Raw genomic sequence first — 26180 nt, forward strand, 5'->3', positions numbered from 1 at the left:
AACGCGCTTGGCCTGATCCGACGTATAGCCATTGACCCGAGTTGGCGCTAGATTTTAGTGCTGCTGTACGCCTACTGAGGAGAACCGAAGTTCAAGACCGGTGCTGCGCACCCGTTTGCCCTCTTCGGCCGTTCGTAAATCGGCTATCGCGGCCGCCTACGCGACGAAGCATGCCCCCGAACATCGTTCAAAAGCTGCTGAAAATCGGGCCTCGGGGCACGGCACATGGCCCATTTCGCTGACTGTTGCCACGCGCGGCGCAGATGCCGGAGATAGGCAACTTGTTGACGGGCCACGACGTCGAGCTATGGCAATTGGATGGACAGATCCGGACGTTCAAGGCACACATCTTGGGGTTAGCGCGATAGCTTCACACTTGCCGTTCGGCCGTATTTCAGACTCGGCTTGAAGCCAGAACTCCAGGTCGCGGTCTGCTGGCCGTCCGTTCTGTCCCAAAGTTCGTGGGCGCGCTCTAATCTCTTCCCTGGTCCGCTGGGCGGCCAGACGTTGTCCAAGCCTCTGTCTAAGTTCCTCGACCCACGCCCTAAGCCGCTCATAGGTCATCTGGTCAGTGATGCGCGAAGAAATGCGACTCGCTTGTGCAACCTTGCGGTGGCCGGCGTCCGCCTGAACCCTGGAGTTGGCGCTTACTGAGGCACCTCCTGCCCGACCGCTGCCGATGAGGTAGCAGGTGCAGATTTCTCTGGCGCTTCTTCATCCGCATCACTCGTGGTAATGGTGGCTACAACATCAGCAGCCATCGTTTCAAGCAATGCGACTTCGTCTCCTTCCAGGGTGCGGGGTTCGGAGTCGAGAATGCATAGCGCTCCGATTATCAGACCGTCAGCTGCGCGTAGCGGCGCCCCAGCGTAGAAGCGCACGTTCCATTGCTCGATCGTCTCGTTATCGGCAAAGCGCGGGTCGCGCTCGATATCCGAGACCACTAGCGTCTCGTCGTTGGCTACTACGTAGTTGCAGATCGCATGTTCGCGGTCCATCGGCAGCAGCGTACCTGTATCGTCGGTGATGGCATCCGGCAATTTTCCACTTTGTCCGACGAAGTATTCGCGGTCCTTATCGATAGTGGTGATCACGGCAACGCTGGTGTTGAATACGTCGGCCGCACGCTTGGCGAGAGCATCCAGCGCTTCACGTTTGTCACCCTCTAAGACCCCGGTCGCTTTCAGCGCGTCGACACGCTCTGCGTCGTTGTCAGGCACGGGGGCTTGTTGGACCACCTTGGCTTCTTCAGGGTCGACGATGCGGTGAATACGACGGACCGCCTCCTCGACCGAAGTCACGACAGCATCGGCTTTGAGCGCTGCGAGGGATTCGTCGGTCAACAGTTCCGGGGGCGCCCTCCATAGCGCTAGAACGATGCGCAGATCCGGCCATCGTCTTCGCAGACGCCGGCAGGCGTGGCGGGCGGGGATGGCTGGGTTCGGCGTAAAGTAGCTGAGGCAGACAATGTCCGCGCCCTTCAGGTCGAGTTTAGCCAGATAGTCGGCATTGACGCTTGCAGCGGGTTGGGAAGCTGCGGCGATCCCTTCGAAACCAAGCGCGTGGGCTAGCATCTCGCCGGCGAGGGCATCGATCTCCCATTTTCCTCCGATGCACAGGACCGTTGGCTTTGCCTCCGGACTTAGGGAGGCTGGGTATTGATCTCTGAGATCGTCGAGCAGTGTATCCATTCCGCTTGCCAGACGCAGGCGGTGCTCAGCGCTTGCGTTCTGGAGATACTCCTCGCTTGCCAGACGAAGGACCTCAATGCCGATTGCATCGTAGAATGATATAACCGAAGACTCTTCGATTTCGGCGCTTGCGATCTCGACAGCTTCGTCGGCATCATCTGCAATCAGTCGCTGATAGATGCGGGCGGGTACATCCAGTGCAGGCGTCGAACCGAGCATAGTGTCGAGGAAGCGCAGCTGCGGCAGATTACGCCCGAGGACTAGTAGACAAACCGTGAGAGGGGTGGAGAGGATCAGCCCCACGGGACCCCAAAGCGCTGTCCACAATATCGCCGCGGCGATCAGCGATATGGCCGACAGGCCGGTGCTCGAACCATATAGCAGGGGCTCGACAATGTTGTTGCTTATCAACTCGAGGATGACGATCACCGCAACGGTCCATAGCAACATGCTCCAGCCACTGTCGACGGCAAAAGCGATCGAGACTGGAAAGATCGCAGCAATCAGTGGGCCGACATAGGGGATGAAGCGCATGACCGCGCCCACGGCGCCCCACAGAAGCGCGCCTGGTACGCCGATGATCCAGAGGCCGGCAGCGAGCGGCACGCCGTAACTGACGTTTACGAGTAGCTGCATCAGAAGATACCTGCTGATACGCGCACCAGCCTCCTGGATCGCATCGGTCGAACGATGGAAGTTGCCACCCAATAGTCGTAGAAACCGGTCGCGAAGGTCGCCGATATCAAGCAGCGCCAGAAAGACGAAGATCAAGACGATGCCGGCCGTAGCCAGCGGCTCCGCTGACCGCACAAGCCAGGCAAATGCCTGCTCGAACGGCGTTTGCGGCATGGGAACGATTTCGACACGCTGTGGCACCGGGCCTTCCGCGGGTTTGTCGTCCTTTGACTCGACCTCCTTCTGTACGCGTTCGACTGTCTTCAGCACGCCGTCGAACAATCCGGGTGCCTTAAGATTCTGGCGTAGATCCGCCAACTTCGTCAGTATCGTCGATTGATAGGCCGGCAATTCGACAGCGATCGAACGGACCTGTGCGCCGAGAATGACGCCTAGTCCAACCAGGGCGCATCCGACGGTTACCATGACGAGGCTCGTCGCGAGCAGTCTGGGCAGGCCGAGCCGGGCAAGCCATGTGACGGGCGGGTTCAGCGCGAATGTGATCAGGAACGCGATCGCGAGTGGTATGAGTATTTCACGGCCGAAATACAGGCCAGCAAGGATGACCGCGCCCGACACCAGGGCGGCCGCAACTCTTACAATATCCAGTTCGCGAGACGTGACCGCATCCGCGCGGACCTGGCTTGATGATGGAAGCCCTGAGGCTGTAGGCAAATTATGCATTGTGCTGCGCCTCACACGAAAACGCGAACGGACCCAGCAAGTTCCCTTCATGCAATTCGTGTCGCGAGCTTGCATGGGCAATAAATCGTCGGCTTCACAGACGACGGGACATGCACACGTTCCGCGAGGAAGCGATCGAGATGATCCGCGCCTAGGTAACGGCAGGCTGATCAGCGGTCACTCAGGCGGTGTCAATTTCGAGGTCCCAGCGGTCTTGATCCACCATCGGTGCCCTCGGCAGCGTCATGGCACCTTTGAGACATGCCGACACGGTAACGGTGTCTGTTTATAGGGTGTTCATTCCGAAACGGCCAGCCTCCAGTCGCGCTTGCTTGGCAAACCCACCTGTAAGAAGCTCGTCGGCTGCAGGTGCCTGCTCCGCTCGCAGCCTTGACGTTCATAAGGAGCATCCCCGATTATGCTGAGATCCCCAGCTTTCCAAGCGCTAGCCCGACTAATCGTGGATCCGGCTAGCCATGTTCGACGTCGTCCCCGCATGCCATGGCATCATTGACGTTCAGTAGCGAGCGGAGCGCAAGTTTGCCCGCCGCCTCCCTTAGTGTCTCGACACGTCCCGCAAACCGGTGAATGCCCTAACGCTTCCCAGATATTTGGTTTCGTACATTTCTCTTTGGGCTTCCAGTACCTCCTGCCGCTCCCGCGCGTGCAGATCTGGGGCTACGAGCTGGAGGGGTTCGCCGTCCCAGAGCGGGAATAGACCGGTTGGGCTGTCTCGGATCGCTCATGCTCCCGGCCCTGATCACGATCGCTCTACTTTTCATGTTCGGAAATGCTGCGCTTCTGAACCCAGGCGACTTAGTGTCTGATCTGCGCAAGGGAAAGTGGTTTCGGCTAGGAACAACTCAACGGCAATCTTGTTTGGTACCAGCAATTAACCTGGAGGGTTCTATGGCTAGAGAGAAAGAACTGAAAGATCTGTTTCTTGATACACTGAAGGATATCTACTTCGCCGAGAAGAAGATCCTGTCCGCCCTGCCGAAAATGGCCAAAGCCGCGCAGTCGCCGAAGCTTAAGGCTGCGTTTGAAAAGCACATGGCCGAAACCGACGGCCAGGTCGAGCGGTTGGAGCAGGTATTCGCGTCGATCGACGAAACGCCGAAGGGCAAGACCTGCGATGCCATCGTGGGAATCATCGAAGAAGGCAAGGAAGTTATGGACGAGTACAAGGGTATGCCGGCCCTTGACGCTGGTCTGCTCGCTGCCGCACAGGCCGTCGAGCATTACGAGATTTCGCGTTATGGCACCCTCAAGACCTGGGCAAACGAATTGGGTTACGCCGATGCAGTGAAGTTGCTCGATGCAACCCTTAAGGAAGAGAAGGCAACGGACAGTGCCCTGAGTCAGCTCGCGGAATCCGAGGTCAACCAGCACGCCGAGACCGCGAAAGCCGCATAACCAAGCGACCCGATACCACCTACAAATGGCCCCAGCGCTACTGCGCTGGGGCCATTCTACCGAATACCGGACCGGGCTGAACATCCTCCGAAATTACGACGAGCCCTATTATCCCGTGGTTCGTTACCGTCGCGTGGTTCGCCCGGCATTCGCCTACTATGGCGGTCCGCGATTCTATGGTCCGCGGTATTACGGCGGCTGGCGTCGCTGGTGATCCGGCAGGCGGCGACAACAGAGTGTTCTTACGATCCTACTTTCTCTCGGGCCGCCTCCATCGCATCCTGGCCCGCCTGTTTGACGCGATCGACGTATTCGGCGCCGGCATCTTCGAATTCGGCTTTGAGCGTATCGGCCCCCTCTCGGACGCTTTGCGACACGGCCCCGGCACGCACCTTCAGATCTGCCTTGAGGCTTTCACTCAAGTCCCCGACCCACTCTTTTTCGAGACCCGACTTGGCCAGGGCGCCCGCCACCGTGGCGCCGATCGCAAGGCCTACGGCACCAAGCACCAGCGGTTGCCTTTCCAGGAGATCGGACAGCGAGGACTGCGCCTGCCTCAGAGTTTCCTTCCTCGGCAAGGCCCGGCCCACCCGGTCAAACATTTCCCGGGCGCCGGCCACGCCTTCGTCGAATCGCTCGCTCATCGTTTCCGCCGCGCCGGACATCGCATCGGAAGTGGCCATTCTGGCGTTGCGGACCGTTTCATTGATATCGCGCGAGGCTTCGTCCTGCATTCGGGAGGCGCGATTCCGCATGGAACCGTAAGTATCGTCCCAGCTGGAGGCGGCCGACCTTTGGGCACGCGCGCCGAGATCGGCGAGCGGCGCGGCCGCTGACGTGACCGAACCGGCGGCGTTCTTCAGCTTGTCGCTGCCGATAAGCAGCCACAGCGCGCCACCTCCGATCAGGGCTGCGGCGAGCGGGTTTTCCCGGGCAGCCGCGGCCAGACCATCTATGAAACTCCCTTGTGAACCGATCATCGCACCATTCCCTTCACGGTGTCCTTGTCCTTTTCGAGCTGACGCAACGTTTCTCGCGGCGCCAGATGACGTGTGTCGAGCCGATTCATACCGACCGCAAGCAAGATGCCTGCGAGCACCGCGGCAACAATCGCGGAGATCAGATAAGAGACCGGCTGCGACCAGCCGCCCGCGATCAAGGCCGCGGAAAGCGCAAACAGCGCCATGACGATCGCGGGAATAACCAGGACGGCACCGGCCGCAATGAGGCCGACGGCGCCACCGATTTGCTGAACCTTCTCGCCGAGTTCGGCCTTGGCGAGATCAACCTCGTTCTGGAACAGTTTTGCGAATTGCGAAAGCGCGTCGCCGAAAAGGTGCGAGATCGTCCGAAGATCGGCTTTCGTGCTCATGACGCCTCACCTTTGTAGGATCCCGAGCTGTAGGATGATGACGGCTCGTAGGACGATGACGATGAGGAAGAGCCCTGGCGTGAAGAGCTCTCGCTTCCCGATGCCCTCAGGAAGCGGACAGCGGCGAAACCGGTCAGCACCGACAGACCCAAGAAGGCCGCAGGCTGCCGCTTGGCAAAATCCGTCGCGCCATCGACCAGATCGCGGAAGCTTCCGTTGCGGATTTTGTCGGCGGCTTCGTCGACATATTCGGCCGCCGAATTGATGCCGCGGGCTGCGAACGGCACGTCGTTTTCGAATGCGCGCGCCGCATCCCTGATGTTGCCGGCGAAGCGGCCGACAAAATCGGCACCCGAGCGCTGTTGTTCACGCGCCTGATCCTGGAAACGATCCGCAGTTCCGGCTGCAGCCTCCTTGGCGGCATCGGCCGCCTCCTTGAATTTGTCGCGTGCGGTGTCCGTCGACGCCCTCAGCACATCACCGGCGCGCTGTTTGATCTCAGCGCCGGCATCCGCCACCTGGTCCTTCGGGTTCTGGGACGAGCCCGTATTCTGGTTCTGGGAAGAATTCTTATCGCGGGTGTTAAGATCCGTATCGCTCATGGCGGCCTCTATTTGGCTGGCGGGTTTCGGGAAGGATCGAAGGCCGTTGTCACGACGTCGTCGGCCACCTCTTTGAGTCTCTCGGTCACCCCTTCGGTGATGCGGCTGGCGTGTCCGCCGAGGTCGGCTTCGGACAGGCTTCTTGCCGCGGCATCCGCCGCCGACAGCACCGTGTCCTTGGCCGCCTCAAATCCGGATTGAGCCGCCGTGCCGGCGGCGCGCTTGACGCGGTCGCTCGCTTCACCGGCCACGCTCGCCTCGACCCTGGTGCTCGGAAGGGAAGCAGCAAGGATCGCGCCGATCGCCACGCCGAGGCCGCCAATCAATGCGACGTTGTCCCGGATCACCTTGCTTGCAGTCGCGGGAGTAGCCGTCGCCGCGTTCGTCGCAGTCGAGCGAACGCGCTCCATCTTCTCCTTGGCTATCTCCGAAGCGGCATCCATGCCGGACCTGACCTTGTCGGCGACGGCATCGGCGGCCTGCGCCGCGCGATCCCTCAGGTCACCAGCCATTCCGCTCGCCGCATCTGCCATTCCGCCTGCGGTTTCACGAGCTTCACCGGCCATGCCGGCTGCCTGACGCTCAGCGTGGGACATCTCTTTCCGCATACCGTCACCCAGATACTGGGCGCGTTCCGCGGTCTCGTCGATAACCTCCCTCGCCTTGTCAATTCCCGGCGCTGCCGCTTCCGCGGCGCGATCGCGAACGGTCTTCGAACTTAGGGCAAGGCCGGCACCGATCATCAAGAGCGGTAGTGGGAAGCCGCGGGCCAGGCGCATCGCGGGCACGGCGATCGCGGTGCCCGCGGCGATTGCCTGCATCGGATTATCCATGGCTTGTTGCTTCAGCGCATCCATCCAGCCGTGGGTCTTGTGACTGATGAAGCCGCTCACCTCAGCCTTGAGGTTTTCCGGCGAGACCTTGTAGCGGATGTCTTCTGCGGTGTCGGCGATCTGCTCCCTCAGCCGGTCGACGGTTGCCGCAAGCTGCGCGCGGCTTTGCTCGGAGTCCCGTCGTAGCTCCTCCACGGATCGTGTCATGTCGTCACCGCCTGTGCGTTCGTGTTGTTTTGAGAACGAACTCAGGCACTATTGAATCGTTCCTAACGCTCGTTGCGCGCCGCTGGATCGCGCGCGTCATCGATCGCCTTCGTTAATTCCGCGCCGAACAGGAATATCTGCGCGGAGTAGTAGACCCAGAACATCAGGACGATCAGCGCGCCCGCGGCGCCATAGGTCGAGTTCGGGGCTGCCTGACCGAGGTACCATCCGATCAGCGATTTCCCGACGGTGAACAGCAGGGCTGTGACAAAAGCGCCCAGCAGAAGATGGCGCCAGTAGATCGTCGTGTCCGGCAGTACCCTGTAGATCGCTGTGAACAATAGCGTGAAGATGCCAAGTGACACGACCGCGTTGAGCGCGCTGAGCACGGCCTTGCCGGTCGACCAGTGCCCCAGGGCGGATAGCCCGGCACTCGCGGCCAGCGAGACGATCAGCATGAAGCCCAGTGCGGCGACAAGGCCAAGGCTGGCTGCCCGGCTCCGGATCAAGGAGAAAATTGGCTCGTCCGTCGGCTCGGCCTTGAACGTTGCGTTCAGTGCCGTGCGCATCTCGCCGAACACACCGGATGCCGTTACCAGCACCGTGACGACGCCCACGACGGTTGCGGTCGCGCCTGACGTCGGATCGCTTGATCGGGCCAGGATGGATTTAATGAAGTCGCCGCCGGTTGGTCCCAACAACCGGCCGAGCTCATCACTGATCGCGGCGCGAGCGGCATCCTGCCCGAACGCCAAGCCGGCGATAGCCACGACGATAAGGAGTACGGGCGCCAGGGACGTGGCGGCATAGAAGGCGATGGAAGCTCCGCGGCTTAGGGCATCATTAGCGATAAAGCCGGATGCCGCCGCCTTCAGGACCCGCCACAAAAGTCCCATTGGTTTTCCCTCGCCTCCCTCGAACGCGCCACCAAACGATTAGCAGGGCGCTGAGTTCGTAGTGAACATCTCCGGGTTGCTGGCAACATACTCTTCCCAAAGTTCTCCATAATTCTCAGAACGTCTTCCGCGCGGTATCCCCGCCCGTTGGCCCGCTGGTTGACTAGCTGACCTAGCCGCATCGTTCCTGAAAGTGGGTCGCCACGACTGGGGATGAAAGCAGCCTCCGCCGGCTTATGCACCACCCTTGCGACGTGACATTGAATTGGTTGCGCGTGACTAGAGTCGCCATGGCGGTTGCACACTCGTGTGATCGGACGGACACTCTCAACGTTGGAATACTAGGCAATGTTCCTAATGCGCTCGGGATCGCGCGGCCTTGCGACCGCTCCGAAATCGAATGACAACGCCGCGTTGCGGTCTCGCCGTTTATCGCTCCTCCGGATTCATCCCATTTGTGGGGCGTGATCTCGCGCGGTCAGCTTGATCACGGGCACCGGCCAGGACAACCGGCATTTCAGCGACGCCTCCAGCTCCCAGAGCGTGTCGCGCGGTCACGGAGGGCGTCAGGCGGCAGGCTCGCCCGCCTTGCAGCGGTTGCATTCGACCAGCGAGCCCAACCGGCGTGACGCCGCATCGTTGAATTCCGGTCTCTGCGTCTGGAGTAACGCAGTCAGTAAGGATGTCTCATGGTCTGTTAGGAACTATGCAAGCAGCGACACGTTTCGTCACGGGCACTAAATGGAGGACCGCATGGATTGGAGCCGCGTTGAAGGTAATTGGAAGGAGATGAAGGGCAAGGTCAAAGAACAGTGGGGGAAGCTTACCGATGATGACCTCAATGTCATAGACGGCAAGCAAGACCAACTCGAGGGCCGTCTGCAGCAGCGGTATGGCTATGCCAAAGACCAGGCCAAGAAAGAGATCGACGCCTGGTACGGAAGCCAGGGGTGGTAACAAAAGGCCCCGCTTTAGCGGGGCTTTTTATTTGGGCGAGGACAATTCTCTGCCGCGCTTATGCCGTTGCAGCGCGGGCGATCTACCCAACTCTTGCCCTACGGCACCATCGCCTCATGCCGTCGGCCGATCGCATCTGATCGAGCCATCCATTCCGGCACGAGAGCACCGTCGCGATGCCGTCCGCCGGCGCACGCGACCGCCCATGCAGCCACGGCGCCAAGCAAGACGGCGGTCGCGACCGAGAAGGCAAGGATGACTGTGCTGCGTAACAGCGGTCTTGGCGTTTACAATGACGCTGTCCACCCTTCGCTCTGCATCGGCCGCAGAGAGTCCCGTAAGCGCGCCAACCTGCTGAATGAGATAGGCGCGATCGTCCGTGCTCAGGCCGCTATGACTTGAGGTGGTGAGAAGGATGCGCCCGGTCTCAGCGCGCTCGGCGCAGAGATCAACATTGGGCGCACGACGGCTGGCACGAAACAGCCGGTCAAGCTCATAGCTCAGGAACGGCTTGGCCGCGCTGGCCTGCGCAGGGCTTCGCATCGAAGGCGTTCGATTGAGACTGGCCGCGCCGATCAACGAGGCGAGCGCCGCTCCCATAATGACGGCCAGCGCCCAGACGCCCAAGCCGTGGACGCCGTCAGGGTCCTCAGTTTTTGGCAAACGGCACGTTTCTCCGGCGCGCTGCCGGTAGGCAGTCCGTTTTTTTGGCGTCGCGTATGTCCCATATCGGACAAACCGAGCATTCCCGATGGTCTGTGGGCTTCCCTATTCCGCGACGGCAGCCTGCTCTCTTACGTGTCGGTTGGATCGCAAGGAAAGCCCCAGTTGATAGGCTTTGAATACGACGCCCCCGACGGTCCGATTGGTCAGTTCGGCAATCTGCGGTGCGGAATAATACTGGCCATGCGCTTTAGATCGTCGATATCTTGATCCGTCCAGCGTCTGCCGATCGCTCCCGGGGAGCTGCGCATGGAAAAGCGCTGCTATTTCGGCTACACGACTTCCTTAGAAAAAGGATTCGTTGCGTCCCCCTCATAGGGACGGACTTTGGTGAAGATAGCGGTCGTCGAATTGCGCCAGTTCCGCAAGCCTAGTTTCGTTGAGCACCCTCACCCGGCCCCTGTTGATATCGAGGATGTTCTCATCGCGCAGTTGTTTGATGATTCGGTTGGCGTGCACTGGCGTTATGCCCAGCGTCTCGCCAATCTGCTCCTGCGTGAGAGGCATCTCGAACGCGCCTGATTCCGTGTAGCCCGTGATGGCGAGACGTCTGCGCAACTCAACGACGATGTGAGCAAGCCGGCTCGCGGCCGGCCGTTGCCCAACATTGACAATCCATTCCCGGAACATCGCGGCATCGATCAGTGTGTCGCGCCAGAGCACCTCGGTGATGTTCGGATTCCCGCGCGTCATAGCCCGCAGCGCGGCGTGACTGATAAAGCCCAACCTGGACGGGACCAAGCTGATGAGATCGTGGTCCATGCGGTGCAGATATAGGCTCTGAAGGTCGGGGATGTCCCCGGAGATATGAATGGAAAGAATTTGCCGCTGGCCGTTCATTATCGTTTTGGAGCGCACGCAGAATCCCTCGATCACCAGACAGCATTCCGTCGGGCGGTCGCCGTCGGAAACGATGGCTCGTCCGGCCTCCCACGGACGAACGACAATCGGAAGCGCGCGGATGGCGGCGATGTCCGCCTCATCGAGCCCCGTGACCGCATCAAGCCGCCGTAATAGGGTCGCGACCATCGATTCTTTATCCAAACCAGATTCTCCTTCGCGGTCCACTTTCTCTGGAAAAACGGGCGCGGAAGGGCGCGGTTCCTAACAAAGGTTAAGGATGAGGCCGCTGCGATGTGGAAAGTTCAGATCTCGCAGGAGATCTAACATGAAGAAAAAGCGCAACCGCAGCCGCCCGGTCCTTTCGCTTCAGGAACGCTTGAAACAAGTCGCGTCTCTCGCGCGCGCAAAAGCCGACGGCTTACCGCCGGGCCAGGAACGCGACCGTCTGATACAGACAGCGGTCTCCAGTGATGCTGCAGCCGCGATAGACCGGTGGCTGGCATCCCCGGAATTGCGCAGCCCGAAATAGCCGGCCGTTCAGCCTTCAGCATTCGCCCAAGCCATCACTTTGGTTTTTCGGCGTAGAGGTGGATGACGTACAGCCCGTTCGCGAATTCGTCGGTCACTTCCAGTCGCTAATCCTTGCCGGGACGCAACCTCCCATCGAGGTCCTGAATGATCTGCCCCACCGTCACCGTTGCCTCGCGCCACGCGGCTTGCGCATCCGGCCAGTTCTTCTCCCTCCTCGTCCGGCTCAGGTCGGTCGTGGTACACACGGAAAAAGTATCTTGGCATGCTGGCATTTCTAGCGCCTACCTTCTTCTCGGCCCGCACGCCCTTGGACTTTCTTGGGCGCCATCTTTGCGGCCGGCTTTTCACCGCCATAAATTCGCTGGAGGCCCGGTCTCTCTTCGTCCATGCGCTCGCGCAAGCCTTGTAGCGACCAGAGCCCACGCCCGCCGCCATCAGCGGCCGCACTTGCTGTATCGATGAGTGACCTGCGAGGATGCGTCCGACAGCAGCCAGCGCAACCTCCTCCCGCGTTTGGCGGCCAAGCAGATGTGCCCTATCGCGAATTCCTGGCATGAATTTCGGTCTCGGAGCCGGACCCGCGTTTATACCGGAGCCTTGGGACCGGCCTCCCTCGCAAGTCCTATGATCGGCATCTAGTGCTTTCAACAGGCTTGCCGGCCGCCATCTCCTGGGCCATTTCGAGATGATGCCACAGGGTCGGCAGCGTCTTTTCTGCCCATTCCTTGAGGTTCGGGTCGTCGCCGCCTTCGCGTACCGTTCAAACAGCGAAACGGCATCTTTGTGGCCGCTGACCTGGTCAAGATTGTATCGGGAGCTTCCTCGCATTCCCCGCGCCCCTCGCCTGCCCGGCTCGCCAACGCAGGAGCGAACCTGCCAAGCGGATGTTAAGTAGAATTGAGATAAAAGAGAGCACAGGCTGAGCCATGCTGCATTATCCCTGCCCTCCCTTTCCGAACCAACACCAGCCGATGCCCGGCAAGACTGCCGCGATGAATCCGGTGCCCGACCATGGCGAAACGACATACAAGGGCAGCGGCCGCCTCAACGGCAAGAAGGCCGTCATCACCGGTGGCGATAGCGGGATCGGCCGCGCGGTTGCCATCGCCTACGCCCGAGAAGGAGCTGACGTTCTGATCTCCTATCTCGACGAGCATGACGATGCCCGGGAGACCGAGCGGATGGTGACGGAAGCCGGCAGAACGGCCGTTTTGCTTCCCGGCGACATCCAGGACCCCGGTCAATGCCGCGCCGTCATCGCGAAGGCCGTATCGGAACTGGGCGGTGTAGATATCCTCGTCAACAACGCGGCCCATCAGGCCAGCTTCAAATCGATCGACGACATCAGCGACGAGGAATGGAAACTGACGTTCAAGGTAAACATCCACGCGATGTTTTATCTTACCATGGCAGCGGTAAGCCACATGAAGGCGGGTAGCTGCATCATCAACACGACGTCGATCAATTCGGATGTACCGAACCCGACGCTGTTAGCCTATGCAACGACCAAGGGTGCTATCCACAATTTCACGGCGGGACTGGCGCAGATGCTGGCCGAGAAGGGCATTCGTGCCAATGCGGTTGCTCCGGGACCGATCTGACGCCACTCATCCCGTCCACCTTGCCTGAGGACTCCGTGAAGAACTTCGGCAAACAGGTCCCGATCAAGCGCCCCGGTCAGCCGGCTGAGTTGGCCACGGCCTATGTCGTGCTGGCCGATCCGCTTTTCGAGCTACGTATCCGTCGCGACGATCGCCGTCACTGGCGGAAAGCCGTTCCTGTAAAAGGTATCCCCACTGGCCCATAGGCATTGCCAAGGCCCCGTTTCTCGCCGGAGCCTTGGCTGCCAGTTCCGGGTCAGGCAGCGTTCGATGCCTTGGTGTTGACGCCCTTCCGAAGCGCGATGGTATTGAGCTTCGTGTTCGCAGCCTTTTCCTCGTTGAGGTTGGTAGTCAGGAAGCGAACCACCTCGTCATGACCGAGCTTTTCGGCCTAGGCAATCAGCGTGCCGTAGCGGCAAATCTCGTAGTGTTCGACGGCCTGCGCGCCGGCGACGATCGCCGCATCGAGCACGGCCTTGTCGGCTACCTCGCCGGTCAATTCATCGGCTTCCGTAATCAGACCATCGATGGCCGGGCATTGGGTGCCGCGAGGCTGCTGCTCGAGCTTCAGAAACACCTTGTCCAGCCGCTCGATCTGCTTGTTGGTCTCTTCCAGATGCGCCTTGAGGCCCGCGACGAGATCGCGGTTGGCCGCCTTATCGATCATCTTCGGCAACGCCTTCGTGATCTGTTGCTCTGCATAATAAATATCCTGCAGGCCGTGCAGGAACAGGTCGTCCATTGTCTTGATGTCTTCTGTGAATAGTCCCATGGCATCCTCCTTGATTGGATGCGCGCTTAACGTTGTTGCCGGGACCGTTGTTCCTAAGCGGCGCCGCTTCCTCGTCGTTTGCCCGAGCGATAGGAACAACTCGTGCTTCCAGGTCTTTCTCATCAACGACGCGGAGGATCCTGACGATGAAAGCACCGGCATGGCACGGTAGGGCGGCTGCATCGAGGTCGTCTTGAAGCCGTGACCTCATGGCGCGGTTTCTGATCGGTACATCGGGCTGGCACTACGATTCCTGGCGCGGGTCGTTCTTCCCGAATGGCCTGCCCCTCAAGGAGCAGTTGCTTATTACAGCAGCCAGTTTTCGACGACTGAGCTCAACGGCGTGTTTTGCAGAATACCCACTCCGAAGGCGGTGGTGAGCTGGCGTGATCAGACCGGGCGCGATTTGGTTTTTGCCTGGAAGGCATCCAAATTCATCACGCATTGGAAACGGCATTCCGACAATTCGGTCAACAGCCTTGAACTGCTGGAAGAGCGCCTGTCCCTACTCGGCAAGAAAGTCGGGCCGATCTTGTTTCAGCTTCCGCCCAACTTTAGGGCTGAGGCCGACCGACTCACTTCCTTCTTCAAGCTTCTTTCGAAGAAAACGCCGCTACAGTTTCGAGTTCCGCCATCCAAGCTGGTATTCACCAGAGATATCGCGATTGCTCCGGCAGCAAGCCATCTCGCTATGCATTTCCGACCATCATGACGCGCCGGCGCCTTGGACGCGCACGGCGGACTTCGTCTATGTGACGCTGGCACGGCCCACGGGCCGTTACAAGGGCCACTATAGTCCGCGAACCCTTTCGGAATGGGCTCGCCGCGTCGGGTCCTGGATGCGGCAAGGCTGCGACGTGTTCGTCTATTTCGACAACGACCAGAGCAGCGGGGCGCCGGCCGATGCCAGACGCTTGAGCGAGATTACGGGCCGGGCCCGATGACGGCGGAACTAATAGGAACCAGTCACCCGATCGGCCGTTTGATACTCATGGTCATTGTCGACTGATCGGGTTTTTAGAATGGATCCTTTCATCGATCGGCGTAGCCAATCGCTTTGGATGGACATTGCGGTTGCCCCAAACGCGACACGGCTCCAGGGCGGCAAAGAATGCGATGTTGTAATCATTGGCGCGGGTATTGCCGGAATTTCTACGGCCTATGAACTCGCCCTCGGAGGTTCGCGCGTCATCGTGCTCGATCGTGGGAAGATCGCGGGCGGCATAACGGCGCGCACCACTGCGCATCTGGCGCCGCTCTACGATGATCTGACGTCCGCGATGATCGGCCTGCGCGGCGAGGACACATCCCGCCTGTTCTACGAGAGCCAGGCCGCAGCGGTGGATCGCATCGAGGAAATCCAGCAGTGGGAATCCATCGACTGCGATTTCCGGCGCCTGGACGGTTTTCTGTTTCAGGCGCGCGACACCGATGCGAAGATCATTGAGGATGAATTGGATGCGGTCCGCAAGGTCGGCGCGCCTGTCCGTCGACTGGTCGGCGTTCCCCTCGCCCATTGCGCCCAGCGGCACGTATTATGCTATCCGCGCCAAGGCACGTTTCATCCTCTGAAATATCTCAGGGGTCTTGTCGCGGCCATCGAGACAAAGGATGGCAGCTTCCACTGTGACACAGCTTAGGCAAGTTAGGTTTTTCCAGCCGTGAGGGTGTGATGAGTATCGCCGAACAAGACGACATCGAATCGCTGCTGGTCTCCCTGCAGAAGCCGAACGTAGATCAAGGGGCGTGGGGATCCGACGAACTCTTGCAGGCACTGCCGGTAGCGCTCTATATGACGGACGCCGCCGGCCGTATCACCTTCTACAATGAAGCGGCGGCGCAATTGTGGGGATGCCGACCGACGCTAGGGACTGCCGAGTTTTGCGGATCATGGAAGCTCTATTGGCCGGACGGCACTTCCCTCCCGCACGCCGAATGTCCGATGGCGCTGGCGCTCAAGGAGCGGCGTCCTATCCGAGGCATGGAAGCGGTCGCCGAACGGCCGGACGGCACGCGCGTACCGTTCATTCCGTATCCAACGCCCCTGTTCGATGCTTCACGGGCTTTGATTGGCGCTGTCAACATGCTGGTCGACATCACCGAGCGCCGGGAGGCTGAACAGCGGCTTCGAGAGAGTGAGGCGCGCTATCGAGCCATCGCCGCGATCATCGAATCATCCGACGACGCGGTCGTTTCGAAGGACCTCAATAGCATCATCACAAGCTGGAATCAGGGCGCGGAGCGGCTGTTTGGCTATAGCGCTAAAGAGGCGATTGGGAAGTCGGTCATGATGCTAATCCCTCCCGACCGTCACGACGAGGAGCCGACCATTCTTGCCCGCATCCGGCGCGGTGAGCGCGTCGAGCACTACGAAAGCGTTCGCCAACGCAAGGATGGCCGCACCATCGACATTTCGCTGACGATCTCCCCGATCAGAGACAAGGACGGCAAGATCGTCGGCGCTTCGAAAATAGCCCGCGATATTTCATTTCGAAAGCGAGCAGAGGAGCAGCAGCGGCTAATCTTCCGAGAGATGGACCATCGCATCAAGAACCTCTTTGCTGTCGCTGGCGGCGTGGTCACGATGAGTGCCCGATCAGCGAAAACAGCGGAAGAACTCGCTACTGTGGTGCGAGACCGCTTGTTGTCCCTCGCGAAAGCCAACGACCTAACGTTGAAGCTGACTGCCGATGGCACTCATCGAATGCAACACTCAACGCTGCTGCATACGTTGATTGGGACGATTCTCTCGCCTTATGATGGCAGCACCGACAAAGGCGGGGCGCGTGTCACGATCAGCGGACCCGACATTCCAATCGCGGGCGACGTGGTGACCGGTTTTGCGTTGCTATTGCACGAGTTTGCAACCAACGCCACAAAGTACGGGGCACTTTCGAGCCAAAGTGGCTCCATCAATATCGCGTGCTCCGAAAACACTGACCAATTCGTGCTAACGTGGACGGAACGCGGAGGACCACCGGTTGGTCGTCAAGCAGAGGTAGAGGGCTTTGGTACGCTACTCTCCCGTGCAACGGTGCAGAGCCAATTTGGGGGCGGGATCGCGTGGGATTGGAACCCCGCAGGCCTGACAATAGACCTTTCTTTTCCAAAGGACCGCATAGTGGCGCATCGCTAGCGCTCAAGTCATTCTGGCGAAATCAAGTTGTGGACGATATACAAGAAATCACCGGACGGCTCAAAAGCCTAGCAAAATCAACCTCGCACGGCGGTGGTGATCCTATCCTTTCCTGGGCACCAAATCTCAACATCTGAGGAAGGCACCCGTTGGTCAGTCTCGCGCGCAGCGGGCATACGGATTCCTGTCCGCGTTGTACCACTACCGCCCGCATGCTGGAGGTCGCCTTCTGGACCCAACGCGGACATAGACATGGCACAACGAACCCTCACTGGGGCGCGCTACTCGCCGGTGGCGTCGCTATCCAGATGACCGGTAGGTCCGCGACTGAACACGCCATAGCTGCTGGATTTCATGCCATTGCCAGCGGTCGCAGTCGACGCGAGGCCCAGTTTAAGCAACTCGCGAACGGCCGCGGCTCGGGTCGGCATACGATGCTGAAATCTGAAGTCGTCAATCACCGATAGTTCTTCCGGCGAAAGCATGATCTGCAATCGCTCACCACGGAGATCGTTCATGGCGTCCCTCCACGCAGAGCATTTTCAGTGTTCAACGCGAAATTAGCAAATTACTCAATTCACTCAGTCAAACCAAGTTCCTTCAACAACCAAAAAATCCACAAATTAGTAAAAGTCCAATAATATCAATAACTTAGTGATTTACAGCCCCCATTCCGAGGAATACACTTTCCAACACGGTTGCCGAAAATGTCCGGTGCGCCTGTGCGATGAATGCCTCAAAGCCCCCCATCTGCCCGAAATGCCACAAGTCCATCGGGCTCACGCTCGTGAAGGTTAAGCGGATCGATTGTGGACCTCTTCGCTCGCGGGACAGCAAGTGGTGATGAGAACGCCGGTCCCGCCTTCCATGGAAATGGAGCAGCGCCATGCAGCGACGCCGTTTTAAACAAACCCTGTCGTTCCCTGATCGACTTGCGCAGGAAGCCGAACGCCTACGCGAAGAAGCCAAGAAAATGCCGCACGGAAAGGAGCGAGAAGAGCTCCTGAGAAAAGCCCGGCAGGCCGACACCGCATTGCGTATCAACGATTGGCTATCGTCTCCGGGGCTAAAGCAACCGGAATAAGCAGCGCAGCACCATGCCAGAATATCGCGGCGTGAGTGGATTCCGATGAGCAAAGCCGTCGAAGAGATTTTTGAATTCTATCCTTGAAGATTTTAAAGCCTGCAGACATGCCAAGGAAGAACTCGAAGCCAAGGCGCTGTTTAGGCTTTTGAACTATTGCCCACCACCTGCGGCCAACGTGCCGCTGCGGGAAAAGCCGGCAAATCTGAAGTGAGTTGTTGACGCTCCAACTTTACGCATGGTGCAAAGACATGCTGATGGCGGGCCTGATGGGATTGGTCGGGTTGGTGATGGTGATTGCAGTTTCCACCATCATAAGTCACTTCAACGTACGCGATCTGAGCAAGCGCCAGATGAACCTTTAGACAAGGCGGGCCTGATGCCGGGATGAACTTCGCTCACATCGGGATGAATCAATGTCTTGTAGCGGCGGAGATACTCCTGTGCCATTCGTCTTGCGGTAAACCTTTTCTCGAATTGCATTCGCACCTGACGTCGATCGAGCTCGGAAAGCCTTCCGATCGCTTCAACGGCTTCTGCCTTGTCGGATACGACAAAGCCGGTGATGCCGTCGTCGATGACCTCCGACACCGAGCCGGACTTGAACGCGATGACGGGCGTGCCGCACGCCATGGCCTCGATCATGACGAGGCCGAACGGTTCCGGCCAATCGATCGGAAACAACAGTGCTGCAGCGCCCGCCAGAAACTGCCGCTTCGCTTCATCATTGACCTCCCCGGTGAGCTGGACCTGTTTACCGCCGATCTGCGACTCGAGCTGTTCTTTGAAATAGCTCGTTTCGCCCCGTGGCACTTTTGCAGCGATACGAAGCGGCATCTTGGCAGCGCGCGCGATCCGGATGGCGGCTTCCGGTCCTTTCTCCGCTGTAAGCCGGCCGAGGAAGGCGAGGTAGGAGCCCGCTTCGAAGGACGGCTCGAACAGGTCGGCCGGCAAGCCATGATAAATGGTGCCGATCCAGTTGGCCTCGCTCAAGGGTGCGCGCTGGTTATCCGATATCGAGACGAACGGCGCATCGGGAAAGCAGCGGACCACGTTTGCAAAGCCCGGCAAGTCCATGCGCCCGTGGCAGGTGGTGAGAAACGGCACGCCAAGCCGGCTTAGGAGCGGCAGGTGCAGCCAATCAATATGGGCGTGGATGATATCGAACTCCGTCGCGTGCCGCGCCACCGCCTCCAGCAGGGCTGCCTGCGCCACCATCGGATCCGTCCTCGGCCGACCAAGGCGAAGCGCCCGCGGCCAAACGGCATGAAGCTTGGCAGTGGTATTCGAATCCCCGCTGGCAAACAGCGTCACCTCATGCCCAAGGCTCACCAGCTCGTCGACCAGCCACGCCACCACCCGCTCAGTGCCGCCGTAAAGCTTGGGAGGCACGCTTTCGACCAGAGGTGCTACCTGGGCAATTCGCATCGGCTTTCACCATCGAGATGAAACCCACCGTCAGATCACCGGTCGGTCGTACTTGGACAGCAGGTCGAGCCAATCCTCTAATAGCCGGCTCATCAGAAAGTTCTGTCGGACGCTTTCCTTTGCCCGCAAGCCGACCTGCTTCCGGAGCTCGGGTTCCTTCAGGAGCTGGACCATTCTTGCCGCCGCCTGATCGGGCGTGCTCACCAGAAATCCGTTCCATCCATCCTTGATCTGGCGCCGGATGCCTCCCACGTCGCCGCCGATGATGGCGGCGCCCTTCCACATCGCCTCGGTGACCGTGAGACCAAAACCTTCGCGGAGCGACTTCTGCAGGACGACCGCGGCCGAGCGCTGCAGCGCGTTCACCAGCGTTGGATCATCGACTGCAAGAACAATGATGTCTTCGTCGGCAACGCGCTCGATCGTCTCGAGAATATTGCTGCCTTCCGGATCGTCGGAGGCGTTGTTGCCGACGAGCACCAGCCTACAGTCGATCTGCTCTCTCGCCTTTCGGAAGGCGTCGATCACGCCCATCGGGTCCTTCCATCGATCGAACCTGGAAATCTGGGTCACCAATGGACGATCGGTCGGAATTTTGTAGTTGCTGAGGAATTCCCGTGTCTCCCGGTCCGATAGCTCCCGGTTCTTCGCAGAGAACGGATCGATCGCCGGGGTGACGAACTGCTGGTCGACCTGAAGATCCTGGCCGTATTCCGGTAGCGAGAAGATGGCTGCTTTATACTGCTCGATGAATTTGCGCAGATAAGTCCATACCTGGCCGTGCGGCGACGAAAGGTCGACGTGACATTGCCAGAACCAGGGCATCTCCAGATCGGAAAAATGCGTGATCAGCGGCAGAGGTTGCGGATCGTGCACGACGATCGCGTCGCAATCCTCAAGATGCAGCCGCGTGGCGTTTTCGAATACGACCTGTTCGTAGATCGTCTTTTCAGCGTCCGAAAAGTCGACGCTCTCGCCTTGCAGCGTATTGTGAAGCTTCTTCGTGCAGCCAAAGAAGCCCGGCGTTCCCTGAATCAAATGCCAGTCGGTTTCGATGCCCGTTGCGTTCATCATCAGGGTGAGCGGCGTGAGCAGTTCGGTGACGCCTCCGCCATAGAACGTCGAACTGACATGGCGACGCGCATCGTGCGCATCCGCTCGGCCTTGGCGGCTATGCGCTCGACTGTCGCACTGCCGATCAGCGGTTCGTACTGTTCGAGCGTATGAAGCCCGAGGGTGGATCGTTGAACGGCGGAGCTGAGCATAGACATCGAAGGGTCGCCCTTAAAGTTCTCGAGCGCGGGAGCGCGGCCTCGTCGGGGTTTTACAAACTCCGCAAACTTGCAACGGCACAGAAAAGTTGATCAGCGCCCCTCCAGGACGCTTCTTCCAGTTTTTCCCATGCAATAAGTCCGAAAGCGCCAAGAAAGTTTCTCCGGCTGAAGGTCGGTCGAGAAGTTGAACTAAATGAACATTTGTTCATCGTGCTTATTGGACGAGTAATGGAGTTGCTCGAAACGTATTGATCCGGGTCGCCTGATACTTTGGCGCTTTCAGCTACTGTGGCGATTGAGCTGTGACCCGACCAAATCGAGCTCCGCCGTGGGGTGCATTGCCGTTCGGCGAAACAATGCGCGTGCTCAAATGCGATTGGGTGCGACTTGATCGAAGCCATTGCCACCGCGCTTCCGAATTGGACGGCGAGAACGAGCAGAAGAGGAGAGGATTTTCCCGCAGCCATCGACGGGCAAGTCCTTTAGCTAAATTCTGCGGGCTACCCTGAACGTTTGTTTTCAGTCGATCCCGGAGCGTGCGAGCGCCGCCCCGACAGGTTCCAACGTGCGAAATCTGTTGCTGTCGAACCTCGGACGCTCCGGGAAAAATGGGAAACTTCCAAAGACAACGCGAGTTGCTGTCAAATCGGACGTGCCGATTTCCGGCATCCGGCTTTCCGACTTGACTCGCTGCATGGCACGCGGCAGTGGTCCAAGATGCGCGCGGCGATGCCGCAGCACGCCGAGGGTTCCCAGTGGTCACACTTGCTGGAGTTGGAGGATGGTCGATGAAGTTCTTCGAAAGGCGGTCGACACGGCTTGGACCGTCTATCTCGCGACGCATCGCGACGTCGACGTTACGGACGGTCGACGATGCCTACTGGAGCGCCATTTGCAAGGGAGGATGGAAGCCAGCCAAAGCGAGACTGAAGAACTTACGTGTTCTGGACTCGCCTATCTTGACCGGCTTCCTAAGGACGAATGATAAGGCGGATAGAACTACTGCTCGGACAGATAGCAGCAGGAAGCGCGAGACCGGATTGGACGTTGCTCGCCCTCTCGTCGCTGCTTTCAGCGACGCTGCTCTTGGCGATGCAATCCATTAGTAGGTGAGCCTTCGCTCGCGAGTTGCCGTACGAATTAGGCAGCTCACCGGCTTCATCGTCTCGCGCGATTGGATAGAAGAAAGTGCGCCAACGTTTCGAAGAGTTCTTCTCAGCGCACCGGATGGCGCGAGCGTACCGGCCGCTCGTGCAAGCGTGTGAGTGAGGATCGTCCCCTGCGGGGAAATCCGACCCCGGGCAGAACGTTCGAAATGCATTGGCTATTTATCTGCGCCCGACCAGAACACCGACCAAGAACGCTATAGTAACTGCGTGTAGGGGCGCTTCTTGAGCCCAACGCGCCAAGCGGTCGAGAGGTGCACCTGGGTGCCGGCCTGCTTCGACGGCATCGGCGACGGACTGAGTGGTTTCCTTGACCGTCTGGGTAGCCGCCTGAACAGCCTCCTTGGCCTGGTCGAGCTTGTTTGGGCCATCGATATCTTCGCCTATCATCTGAGTTCTCCACGGCAACGCGGAAGATCGACGCCTGGAACGGAGAATCGTTCCCAGACGCCTGTTCGCACTGCACTGCAGGGCGAAATATTTGAGAAGATTGAGCGGTCCGCCACAGCGTCGTTCCGCCCGCTGCGCATATAGGGGCTGGATGTACTCGCGCGCGCTAGTTCGGAGTTCTGAAAGCTCTGTGCTGAATTCAGGGCTTCTTTTCGTCCGCCCTAAACTGTTCTTCACCGGACGCACCCATTTCCCGATTGCACGCCACACCGCGGCTGCGACGAGTAGGAACGAGACGCTGCTCTAAGCGTTGCGGATTCACGTAAGCCGGAGGATTCATCATGGACTGGAACCGAATCGAAGGGAATTGGAACGAGGTCAAGGGCAAGGTCAAACAGAACTGGGCCAAACTGACGGACGATGACCTGACCGCCATCAACGGCCGGCGCGATGAGCTCGAAGGTCGGCTGCAAAAGCGCTACGGCTACGCCAAGGATCAAGCCCGTAAGGACGTTGATGATTGGTTTTCGACATTGCCCTGAACCTCACGTTTAGAACAAACGCAAACTCGCTCGGTGTCCTTAAACCGCCTTGCCCCTCTGCGAGGCGGTTTTTGCTGCGACCGGATTTGGCGGCCGGACAAAAGTATGCGCCAGGAACGACCGCAGCGGTCCTCGATGGTGCTAACCCGGACAAAACCTGTCTGTGCCGGTAAACTGCAACAGCTTGCCCGAAACGATTCAGATTCTGCCCAGCAGAATCAAAATCAGCAGGATAACAATTACGAGGCCCAGTCCACCGCCGCCGTAGTAGCCGGTCCCATAAAATGGGCCGCCGCCAATGCCACTAAAGCCACCCAACAAGGCAATCACCAAAATAATCAGGATGATCGTACTGATCGACATGACTCTCTCCATCTCGCATGTGCGCCAGACTGGAGAGATAAGCCAAGGCTGGAACTTTTGTTTCAAACATGAGAGAGGGATTCGAGCATAGGGACGCACCCAAGGAACGTCATAATCTCCTTTTCGTTAATCGCCGAGGGCAATGCAAACTGTGAGGAGAGGATTCTATGACTAAACGTTTTTTGATCTCGGTCGCCGCGGCGGCTCTGATCGCTGGAAGCGGTTTCGCCAATGCGCAGGGTACCGGGATGGGCCGTGAATCGCCGTCGGGCGGTGCCGCAACCCAGCAGGGTGGCGCGACAGAACAAAAGTCCGAGCAGAAGTCGATGGGCGCTGAAAAGAGCCAGCGCACCGAAGACCAGAAGGGCGGCAAGGACATGAAGGCGGAAGGCCGCGAAGACAAGGGCATGAAAGCCGAGGGCAAGGAGGACCGCGGCGGCATGAAGGCCGAACAAAAGGGTGATCGTGAGAAGACGACCGGCCAGGGCACGACCCAACGCGACCAAGGCCGTGATCAGAGCACGACGCAGCAGCGTGATCAGAGCACGACACAAGGCCGCGAGCAGACTACGCCTCAGAAGGACCAGAAGGCCCAGGGCAAGGAAGACCGTATGCAGACTCAGACGCAGGGCGGAGCCGCGGGCCAAGATACGACCACGACGGGCCAGGCCGGCGCGGCCGGGAAGCTCTCGACCGAGCAGCGCACCCAGATCACCAGCGCGATCAAGGAGACCCGCGTTCAACCGGCGACGAACGTGAACTTCTCGATCTCGGTCGGCACCAAGGTACCGCGCGACGTGACCTTCCACACGCTGCCGGAGCGCGTGGTGACGATCTATCCGGAATGGCGCAGGTACAAGTACATCCTCGTCAAGGAGCAGATCGTGATCGTGGATCCGAACACCTACGAGATCGTGGCGGTTCTGGAGGCCTAAATTCCGACGGTTAACTGCGAATTCAGGGCGGGCAGAAATGCCCGCCTTTCGCATGGGGGCATGCCTGCTCAAAACCCCGTATGCCGGCCCCCGCGGCTTCGATCGGAGGTTCATCCGTTGCGATCAACAGATTGAAATTGTTCTGGACGCTGCACTTGGCAAGCTCCAAGGCGATTCCCGTTGAAGCGCCCGTTACGATGGCTCCACGGGGCCACTATTGTCCGCGAACCCTTTCGGAATGAGCTCGCCGCGTCAGGCCCTGGAAGCGGCAGGGCTGCGACGTGTTCGTCTATTTCGTCAACGACCAGAGAAGTGGACGCCGGTCGATGCCAGACGCTTGAGCGAGATTACGGGCCGGGCCCGATGACGACGGAACTAATAGGAACCAGTCACCCGATCGGCCGTTTGACCTCCAGAAATCATTTGTCGACTGATCGGGCTTTAGGATGGATCCTTTCATCGATCGGCGTAGCCAATCGCTTTGGATGGACATTGCGGTCGCCCCCAACGCGACACCGCTGCAGGGCGGCAAGGAATGCGATGTTGTAATCATTGGCGCGGGTATTGCCGGGATTTCTACGGCCTATGAACTCGCCCTCGGAGGTTCGCGCGTCATCGTGCTCGATCGTGGGAAGATCGCGGGCGGCATAACGGCGCGCACCACTGCGCATCTGGCGCCGCTCTGCGATGATCTGATGTCCGCGATGATCGGCCTGCGCGGGGAGGACATATCCCGCCTGTTCTACGAGAGTCAGGCCGCAGCGGTGGATCGCATCGAGGAAATCCAGCAGCGGGAATCCATCGAGTGCGATTTCCGGCGCCTGGACGGTTATCTGTTTCAGGCGCGCGACACCGATGCGAAGATCATCGAGGATGAATTGGATGCGGTCCGCAAGGTCGGCGCGCCCGTCCATAGGCTGGTCGGCATTCCCCTCGCCCATTGCGCGCAGCAGCACGTACTGCGCTATCCGCGCCAAGGCACGTTTCATCCTCTGAAGTATCTCAGGGGTCTTGTCGCGGCCGTCGAGGCAAAGGGTGGCAGCTTCCACTGTGACACAGTCGTCGAACGGGTCGAGGAGCATGACAGCAAGGTTATTGTGACGGCCAGCGGCGGTACAGTAACTGCCCAGGGTGCGGTCGTGGCTACAAACGCTCCGATCGTCGATCGATTCGCCCTGCATACCAAAATGGCTCCCTATCGCACCTACGCGATGGCGTTTTCGATCAGGAAGGGAGCTATCCCGGATGCCCTCTATTGGGACACGCTGGATCCCTACCACTATGTACGGCTGCAGCCCGGTGATGATCGAACCGATTTCCTCATCGCAGGCGGTGGCGATCACAAGAGCGGCGAAGCCGATGACGCCGAGGTCCGCTTTCAGGCCCTCGAAACCTGGACGCGCAATCTCATTCCAGCCGCGCAAAATGTCACCCATCGCTGGTCGGGACAGGTCCTCGATACCATCGACTACGCTGGCTTCATCGGCAGAAATCCGGGAAGCAACAAAATCTACGAACATACCGGCGATTCTGGCCAAGGCATGACGCACGGCGTGGTGGGCGCCATGATCAACTCAGCACTGATCCTGGGGCGGGAAACCAAATGGGCCGACGTGTATGAGCCTTCGCGCAAGACGCCCGCCGCGATCGGCAAATTCCTGAGGGAGAATGTAACTGCCGTGAAGAACTTCGCCGAGTATCTCGCGCCGGGCGAGCTGGCCGATGTCAGCGACCTGAAAGCCGGACACGGCGCCATCATCCGGCAGGGTACGAGCAAGATCGCAGCCTATCGTGACCCTTCCGGCGCGATGTACGTCCGATCCGCAGCCTGTACGCATGTGGGCTGCCACCTGCACTGGAATTCCTTCGAGACCTGCTGGGATTGCCCCTGCCACGGATCTCACTTCGCCATCGATGGAACACCGCTCAACGCTCCCGCCATCGGCCCGTTGGCTGAGGTAAGCATCAGGCCGGAACAACGCGGTGACGAAAAGCTGCAGAGCGAACCTGGGAACCTCAATCCGTTCGGTAGTCTCAATCGCCTCACCTAGATCCAAGG

General features: G+C 59.4%; 22 protein-coding genes and 4 pseudogenes. 12 read left to right on the forward strand and 14 right to left on the reverse strand.

Annotated features, from left to right (window positions below; genetic code table 11):
- Positions 1-647: 647 nt before the first annotated feature.
- Positions 648-3050, reverse strand: coding sequence for an AI-2E family transporter (locus C7G61_RS35320; protein WP_108522331.1), 2403 nt, complete (start codon positions 3048-3050; stop codon positions 648-650).
- 909 nt (positions 3051-3959) lie between these two features.
- Between C7G61_RS35320 and C7G61_RS35325 the strand changes: the two genes are divergently transcribed.
- Both C7G61_RS35325 and C7G61_RS35330 read left to right on the forward strand, forming a co-directional pair.
- Positions 3960-4466 (forward strand): YciE/YciF ferroxidase family protein, encoded by a 507-nt coding sequence (locus tag C7G61_RS35325; RefSeq protein WP_108522332.1) that lies wholly within the window; start codon positions 3960-3962, stop codon positions 4464-4466.
- 25 nt (positions 4467-4491) lie between these two features.
- Positions 4492-4680, forward strand: coding sequence for a hypothetical protein (locus tag C7G61_RS35330; RefSeq protein ID WP_108522333.1), 189 nt, complete (start codon positions 4492-4494; stop codon positions 4678-4680).
- A 28-nt stretch (positions 4681-4708) separates the two neighbouring features.
- Here C7G61_RS35330 and C7G61_RS35335 read toward each other — a convergent pair whose 3' ends face one another.
- The 5 genes from C7G61_RS35335 to C7G61_RS35355 form a co-directional block, all read right to left on the reverse strand.
- Positions 4709-5446 (reverse strand): hypothetical protein, encoded by a 738-nt coding sequence (locus C7G61_RS35335; RefSeq protein WP_108522334.1) that lies wholly within the window; start codon positions 5444-5446, stop codon positions 4709-4711.
- Entirely contained in the window at positions 5443-5838 is a 396-nt protein-coding gene (locus C7G61_RS35340; protein WP_108522335.1) for a phage holin family protein, read from the reverse strand. Before C7G61_RS35340 ends, C7G61_RS35335 begins: the two co-directional genes overlap by 4 nt.
- Positions 5835-6440, reverse strand: a complete 606-nt coding sequence (locus tag C7G61_RS35345) for a hypothetical protein (protein WP_244608609.1) — start codon at positions 6438-6440, stop codon at positions 5835-5837. The genes C7G61_RS35340 and C7G61_RS35345 overlap by 4 nt, the downstream gene beginning before the upstream one ends.
- Positions 6441-6448: 8 nt before the next feature.
- Positions 6449-7480 (reverse strand): DUF3618 domain-containing protein, encoded by a 1032-nt coding sequence (locus C7G61_RS35350; protein WP_108522336.1) that lies wholly within the window; start codon positions 7478-7480, stop codon positions 6449-6451.
- 62 nt (positions 7481-7542) lie between these two features.
- Entirely contained in the window at positions 7543-8376 is an 834-nt protein-coding gene (locus C7G61_RS35355) for a YihY/virulence factor BrkB family protein (protein WP_108522337.1), read from the reverse strand.
- A gap of 753 nt (positions 8377-9129) precedes the next feature.
- Between C7G61_RS35355 and C7G61_RS35360 the strand changes: the two genes are divergently transcribed.
- Positions 9130-9333 (forward strand): CsbD family protein, encoded by a 204-nt coding sequence (locus C7G61_RS35360; RefSeq protein WP_108522338.1) that lies wholly within the window; start codon positions 9130-9132, stop codon positions 9331-9333.
- Positions 9334-10368: 1035 nt separating this feature from the next.
- Here the strand turns inward: C7G61_RS35360 and C7G61_RS35370 are convergent.
- Positions 10369-11100, reverse strand: coding sequence for a Crp/Fnr family transcriptional regulator (locus tag C7G61_RS35370; protein WP_244608610.1), 732 nt, complete (start codon positions 11098-11100; stop codon positions 10369-10371).
- Positions 11101-11224: 124 nt separating this feature from the next.
- On the opposite strand from C7G61_RS35370, the gene C7G61_RS35375 reads away from it, so the two are divergent.
- A complete protein-coding gene (locus C7G61_RS35375; protein WP_108522340.1) occupies positions 11225-11428 on the forward strand; it encodes a hypothetical protein in 204 nt (67 codons plus the stop codon).
- 106 nt (positions 11429-11534) lie between these two features.
- Here C7G61_RS35375 and C7G61_RS46315 read toward each other — a convergent pair whose 3' ends face one another.
- The gene (locus C7G61_RS46315) at positions 11535-11675 is read right to left on the reverse strand and encodes a hypothetical protein (RefSeq protein WP_244608611.1); all 141 of its coding nucleotides are present in this window, start codon (positions 11673-11675) and stop codon (positions 11535-11537) included.
- A 377-nt stretch (positions 11676-12052) separates the two neighbouring features.
- Positions 12053-12142 (reverse strand): annotated as a pseudogene (locus tag C7G61_RS47600) (hypothetical protein); the annotation flags it as partial.
- Between the two features lie 214 nt (positions 12143-12356).
- On the opposite strand from C7G61_RS47600, the pseudogene C7G61_RS35390 reads away from it, so the two are divergent.
- Positions 12357-13214: pseudogene (locus C7G61_RS35390) on the forward strand (SDR family oxidoreductase).
- A gap of 73 nt (positions 13215-13287) precedes the next feature.
- On the opposite strand, the pseudogene C7G61_RS35395 reads toward C7G61_RS35390, so the two are convergent.
- Positions 13288-13803: pseudogene (locus C7G61_RS35395) on the reverse strand (YciE/YciF ferroxidase family protein).
- 209 nt (positions 13804-14012) lie between these two features.
- On the opposite strand from C7G61_RS35395, the pseudogene C7G61_RS35400 reads away from it, so the two are divergent.
- From C7G61_RS35400 to C7G61_RS35410, 3 genes and pseudogenes are all read left to right on the forward strand, one after another.
- Positions 14013-14747 (forward strand): annotated as a pseudogene (locus tag C7G61_RS35400) (DUF72 domain-containing protein).
- A 117-nt stretch (positions 14748-14864) separates the two neighbouring features.
- A complete protein-coding gene (locus C7G61_RS35405; protein ID WP_244608612.1) occupies positions 14865-15443 on the forward strand; it encodes an NAD(P)/FAD-dependent oxidoreductase in 579 nt (192 codons plus the stop codon).
- Between the two features lie 32 nt (positions 15444-15475).
- Complete coding sequence (locus C7G61_RS35410; protein WP_108522342.1) at positions 15476-16939, forward strand: PAS domain S-box protein; 1464 nt, start codon at positions 15476-15478, stop codon at positions 16937-16939.
- A 281-nt stretch (positions 16940-17220) separates the two neighbouring features.
- Here the strand turns inward: C7G61_RS35410 and C7G61_RS35415 are convergent, their stop codons facing one another.
- Positions 17221-17457, reverse strand: a complete 237-nt coding sequence (locus tag C7G61_RS35415) for a hypothetical protein (RefSeq protein WP_108522343.1) — start codon at positions 17455-17457, stop codon at positions 17221-17223.
- 368 nt (positions 17458-17825) lie between these two features.
- Here C7G61_RS35415 and C7G61_RS35420 point away from each other — a divergent pair, with 368 nt between their 5' ends.
- Entirely contained in the window at positions 17826-18023 is a 198-nt protein-coding gene (locus C7G61_RS35420) for a hypothetical protein (RefSeq protein ID WP_108522344.1), read from the forward strand.
- 324 nt (positions 18024-18347) lie between these two features.
- On the opposite strand, the gene C7G61_RS35425 is transcribed toward C7G61_RS35420, so the two are convergent.
- Together C7G61_RS35425 and C7G61_RS35430 are read right to left on the reverse strand one after the other, a co-directional pair.
- Positions 18348-19451: a glycosyltransferase family 4 protein gene (locus tag C7G61_RS35425; RefSeq protein ID WP_108522345.1), complete on the reverse strand. Its 1104-nt coding sequence runs from the start codon at positions 19449-19451 to the stop codon at positions 18348-18350.
- A gap of 30 nt (positions 19452-19481) precedes the next feature.
- Entirely contained in the window at positions 19482-20693 is a 1212-nt protein-coding gene (locus C7G61_RS35430) for a glycosyltransferase (RefSeq protein ID WP_338026161.1), read from the reverse strand.
- A gap of 1929 nt (positions 20694-22622) precedes the next feature.
- Between C7G61_RS35430 and C7G61_RS35445 the strand changes: the two genes are divergently transcribed.
- A complete protein-coding gene (locus tag C7G61_RS35445; RefSeq protein WP_108522348.1) occupies positions 22623-22823 on the forward strand; it encodes a CsbD family protein in 201 nt (66 codons plus the stop codon).
- 198 nt (positions 22824-23021) lie between these two features.
- Here C7G61_RS35445 and C7G61_RS35450 read toward each other — a convergent pair whose 3' ends face one another.
- Positions 23022-23186 carry a DUF3309 family protein gene (locus tag C7G61_RS35450; RefSeq protein WP_108522349.1) on the reverse strand — a complete coding sequence of 55 codons (165 nt, stop codon included), beginning with the start codon at positions 23184-23186 and terminating at the stop codon, positions 23022-23024.
- Positions 23187-23353: 167 nt separating this feature from the next.
- On the opposite strand from C7G61_RS35450, the gene C7G61_RS35455 reads away from it, so the two are divergent.
- Together C7G61_RS35455 and C7G61_RS35465 are read left to right on the forward strand one after the other, a co-directional pair.
- Positions 23354-24121, forward strand: coding sequence for a DUF1236 domain-containing protein (locus C7G61_RS35455; RefSeq protein WP_108522350.1), 768 nt, complete (start codon positions 23354-23356; stop codon positions 24119-24121).
- A gap of 446 nt (positions 24122-24567) precedes the next feature.
- Positions 24568-26172 carry an FAD-dependent oxidoreductase gene (locus C7G61_RS35465; RefSeq protein ID WP_108522351.1) on the forward strand — a complete coding sequence of 535 codons (1605 nt, stop codon included), beginning with the start codon at positions 24568-24570 and terminating at the stop codon, positions 26170-26172.
- The last annotated feature ends 8 nt before the right edge of the window (positions 26173-26180 follow it).

The sequence above is a fragment of the Bradyrhizobium algeriense genome (genome assembly GCF_003062295.1).
GTDB classification, from domain to species: Bacteria; Pseudomonadota; Alphaproteobacteria; order Rhizobiales; family Xanthobacteraceae; genus Bradyrhizobium; species Bradyrhizobium algeriense.